We start from the raw sequence: 4,273 nt of genomic DNA, 5'->3' as shown, positions 1-4,273 counted from the left end.
CCCCGAAAGCTTGGAAAGCAAAATTGGTCAGGCCAAGAAGTATAAACTGGGGGGTATAGCTTTGTGGCGGCTGGGGTTGCTATCCAGTGAAAAGTGGGATGTCCTGAGGGATAACGTAATTAAGTAAGCAATGTTTTAAAAATGAGTTTAACGGGGATTATGGCCTGGATAGAGAAAAAGGGCTATTAGTGTCAGGAACTGTTTCAACTAACATAAAAAGCATCCCTCCCGTATATTTGTTGACGCGACTCATTTATACTACGGTTGGGTATGCTTTTTGTGTTTTAAAAGGATTTTTTTAGTGGTTTCAACCTGTCCCGTGATTGACAGCTGGATTAATGAGTTAATAAAAGCAGGTGCCGAAGCCATCTCAATAAATGATGAACGCTTGATTGCCAGTAGTGAAATAGAATGTTCGGGAGACAAGATTCGAATTAATGGTACTACAACTGGCCTATTCAGCCCAGTTTTGAATCTGCAGTCGGGGAATTCGGCCAAATTCTTTAGTATTGTTGCTAACTAAAATAAGCTTCTCGGACAAGGCATGAGCGGCAATCAATAGGTCATAAGGGCCAATCACTTGTCCCCGGTTTTCAAGAGCAGCCCTTATTTCTCCATAGACTACAGCAGCTCGGTCTGAGAAAGGAAGGATTTCAATAGGAGCAAGAAAATTAAGCAGGGCGATTCTATTCCGTGCCTCATCTTGACTTTTATATACACCGTATTGGAGTTCGGCATAGGTCACGGATGAAACACAGATATCGCCCGGCTTAAGGGTTTGAAAAACTCGAAAAACCGCAGCCGGTTTTTTCTTAATAATATAGATACAGATATTGGTGTCGAGCATGTATTGCATATTATAATTCTTCCCGGTCCTGAATTTCGGGCTGCTTTCTATCCGCCATAAAATCTTCAGTAAAGTAATGGGTGCCCGATTCAAGTATTGTCCATACGCTATCCATAGGAATCAAAACCACAATATCGTCAATTTTTTTCACATACACTTCATTTCCATCAAAACGATAATCTTTCGGCAATCGAACCGCCTGACTTCTGCCGTTAATAAAAATTTTAGCTGTATCCAAAATAATCAACCCCCATATATGAATCATGATATATACTGCAGTATATATCATCGATATTTACTTGTCAAAGAAGGTGGCAAGGTTATCAATTCTACCCTGGAGATTATGATTTTTGTTAATACATCAGAGTCTTATATAGCAAAAACCGTGTTAATGTAAATCAAGCAACAGGAAGAACGTACCTTGTTAGGTTTCGATGGATTTGCTAAGCTGAGTTCAAGGAGGTGTTTTGAATGGAAACCCGGGAGGCTATTTTTGGTCGAAGGAGTATTAGAAAGTACTTGGACAAGCCGATTGAACCGGAGGTCTTGCAAGATATTCTGGAAGGTGCAGTCATGGCACCATCTGCCGTCAACAATCAACCCTGGTATTTCCTGGCGATTCAGAGTCAAGAACAGATGGAAAAGTTGCGGGGCATTTTTCAGGAAGTTAGTGTAAAGACCAGGGCGGTATTGGAGAAACGTTTCCCCAACAATCCCGAGGTAGTTAGCGAGACCCTGGGATTTTTAACTGGTCTTGGCAATGCCAGGGTTTGCATACTGGTTTTCCTGTTAAAGCCCAGCAAAGATTATGATATCATTGCGGTCGAGTCAACCTCCGCGGCGATTCAGAATCTTTGCCTGATGGCCTATGATAAAGGGGTCGGCTCTTGTTGGATGACTGCGCCTTTATCAACCGGCTTTGGTGATGTCCTGGAGAAAACGTTTGCACCCGGCAAGGGCAAGTTTATAGCTGCGGTTACGTTGGGGTATCCGGCTGTTTCTCCCCAGGCGCCGAAAAGAAAACCGGGACGTTATGAGATTATCTGATCCCAGGCCCCCGGTTTTGCGACTGGTTGCCTTGACTGGTTGCAATAAATCAGCCGCTATCCTTTTGCCACCGATGGCCAAGAAAGCTAGTAGCTTCAGTAAGTACATACAATCCAAATATAGTCTAATTAGGAACGGGGGCTAAACCAGCCCTCGTTTTTTTTTGGGTACTCCAATAAATATCAAAAATATTAAATAATTGTGGACATATTAAGATTACAGATGTAGGCTTATATACAAGCTTACAAATGTAATCGAAAGGAGGGTTTGATGTGCAGGAAGTTCCACAGATATCGGATGCAGAATGGCAGGTAATGAAGGTGATTTGGGCTGATTCACCGGTTAAAGCAAGTGAAGTAATTGACGAACTGGCAAACACAAGCTATTGGAAACCTAAAACAATTAAGACAATGCTTAGACGATTGGTAGACAAAAAAGTATTGGGATATTACCAGGAAGGAAAATCATATTTATACTACCCGATAGTCTCAGAACGCGATAGCATAAAAGCAGAAAGTGATTTTTTCCTGAAAAAAGTATTTAATGGTTCCCTTAATCTAATGCTGGCTAGTTTTATAGAAGAAGAAAAACTGTCGCAACAGGAAATTGAGCAACTAAGACGTACTCTCGATGATAAGGAGTAAAGCGGATGGTAAATTTGCCGGTAATTTCATCACTCTTTGATTGGATAATGCTGTCTTCACTGATGGGAACTATATTAATTTGCCTGATTTTGTCGGTTAAATTTGTATTCAAGCATAAGCTGGGAGCAAATTGGCATTATTATATATGGTTTCTGCTACTTTTAAGATTAATTATTCCGTTTACTCCCCAGAGTCCGGTTAGTATCTATAATCTATTGAATCAGAATAGTCAAAATATGCATTCTGATAATATTTATGATTATTTGGGGGAAGCAAAGCATCCAGCTATAGGTATTACAGATGCAACCGGCATTTCAGCAAGAGATGCTGATTATAGAATACAAAACAACCAAGGGGTTGCCGGAAGTTTAAACGAGTACAGAAAATCAGTAAATATGAAAGATTCAGACCGGAGAAACATATTCATTATAATTTGGCTGGCAGGAGTTTTTGCGCTGGCCACATATACCCTGATCATAAATCTCAAGCTGTTATATAAAATCAAGTCCGAACCGATAATTAACAATTCATCAATCATAGCAGAATTAGAAGAATGCAAGTCAAGCATGAATATCTCAAAAAGATTCGCGATTGTTACAACCAGGCAGGTATCAAGCCCGGCATTGTTTGGGCTGATAAATCCAATTTTGTTGCTGCCCGATTCTATGGTTAAATCACTTGGTGCTGGTGATTTTAACTATATTGCGTTGCATGAATTAGCGCATTGGAAAAGAAAGGACATCCTTATTAACTGGATAACCGTCATTTTGCAAATCTTGCACTGGTTCAATCCCGTGATATGGTATGGTTTTTACAGAATGCGTCATGACTGCGAGCTATCATGTGATGCCCTGGTTTTATCAAGATTGGCACCTGAAAAACATAAAGAATATGGACATACAATTATTCGTTTATTGGAGATGACTATTAAAACCCAATGGATTCCTGGAACAACAGGAATCTTAACGAGAAAGCCACACATTATAAGGAGGGTTAGCATGATTGCCAATTATAAAAAGGAATCGCATAACTTAACGCTTGCGGCTCTTGTGATATTTATTGTTATGGGGGTACTCGGCTGCACTAATGCTCAGGATAGTAAAAATCCTGATGCAAGAGCCAATATAGATGAGAGCTCATACAATCAACTGCTTAGTGATTTGCAAAACAATCAAATAGTGGCAGGAACGGCTGATGTGGAGGGACCGGGGATAATAGTAAACCTTTCTGATCAAGCTGCAGATAATAATACAAAAGGAATTCCTGAACATGGATTGCTGGTTCATGATACTGATATTCTTCTTACTGTTAATGAGTTAATAAAAGCAGGTGCCGAAGCCATCTCAATAAATGATGAACGCTTGATTGCCAGTAGTGAAATAGAATGTTCGGGAGACAAGATTCGAATTAACGGTACTCCGTGTAACAATCCTTATGTTATTAAAGCTATCGGTAATAGTGAAAAAATGCTGGAGACTTTAGAATCAAAGGGTGGCTATATAGAGTTCTTTAGAGAGTTGGGTTTTGGAGCAAATATAGAAAAGAGCGACAATTTGTTTATACCAAAATATAATGGAGAACTCAATTTCAAGTATGCCCGGGTTAAAAACTAGATAATTATCATTTAGTTAAAGCTGGGCAGAGCAGGTTTTTGGCAATGCCATGAAAAATCTGCCCGGGCGCATCCGTTTTTTGTTAATCCTGGTAAGGCCAAGCAAAAGGGAATGGGAAATTT

The 4,273-nt window shown here is 40.0% G+C and carries 6 protein-coding genes; 4 read left to right on the top strand and 2 right to left on the bottom strand.

What is annotated here, in order from left to right; genetic code table 11:
* The first annotated feature begins 301 nt into the window (after window positions 1–301).
* Window positions 302–523: a DUF881 domain-containing protein gene (locus PHP87_RS11980; RefSeq protein WP_366942936.1), complete on the top strand. Its 222-nt coding sequence runs from the start codon at window positions 302–304 to the stop codon at window positions 521–523.
* Here PHP87_RS11980 and PHP87_RS10995 read toward each other — a convergent pair.
* A complete protein-coding gene (locus PHP87_RS10995) occupies window positions 455–856 on the bottom strand; it encodes a type II toxin-antitoxin system VapC family toxin (protein ID WP_299921309.1) in 402 nt (133 codons plus the stop codon). The two genes, PHP87_RS11980 and PHP87_RS10995, sit on opposite strands and share 69 nt — an antisense overlap.
* A gap of 1 nt (window position 857) precedes the next feature.
* Window positions 858–1,085 (bottom strand): antitoxin, encoded by a 228-nt coding sequence (gene vapB / locus PHP87_RS10990; RefSeq protein ID WP_299921307.1) that lies wholly within the window; start codon window positions 1,083–1,085, stop codon window positions 858–860.
* 233 nt (window positions 1,086–1,318) lie between these two features.
* Here vapB and PHP87_RS10985 point away from each other — a divergent pair, with 233 nt between their 5' ends.
* The 3 genes from PHP87_RS10985 (at window position 1,319) to PHP87_RS10975 (ending at window position 4,151) form a co-directional block, all read left to right on the top strand.
* The gene (locus tag PHP87_RS10985) at window positions 1,319–1,894 is read left to right on the top strand and encodes a nitroreductase family protein (RefSeq protein ID WP_299921305.1); all 576 of its coding nucleotides are present in this window, start codon (window positions 1,319–1,321) and stop codon (window positions 1,892–1,894) included.
* Window positions 1,895–2,166: 272 nt separating this feature from the next.
* Window positions 2,167–2,538 carry a BlaI/MecI/CopY family transcriptional regulator gene (locus PHP87_RS10980; protein WP_061214643.1) on the top strand — a complete coding sequence of 124 codons (372 nt, stop codon included), beginning with the start codon at window positions 2,167–2,169 and terminating at the stop codon, window positions 2,536–2,538.
* Window positions 2,539–2,543: 5 nt separating this feature from the next.
* Window positions 2,544–4,151 (top strand): M56 family metallopeptidase, encoded by a 1,608-nt coding sequence (locus PHP87_RS10975; protein ID WP_299921302.1) that lies wholly within the window; start codon window positions 2,544–2,546, stop codon window positions 4,149–4,151.
* Window positions 4,152–4,273 lie beyond the last annotated feature (122 nt).

It is taken from the genome of Syntrophomonas sp. (genome assembly GCF_028707975.1).
Classification (GTDB): domain Bacteria; phylum Bacillota; class Syntrophomonadia; order Syntrophomonadales; family Syntrophomonadaceae; genus Syntrophomonas.
The sequence above is the reverse complement of the archived record's forward strand: the minus strand, read 5'-3'. Positions and strand labels throughout refer to the sequence as shown.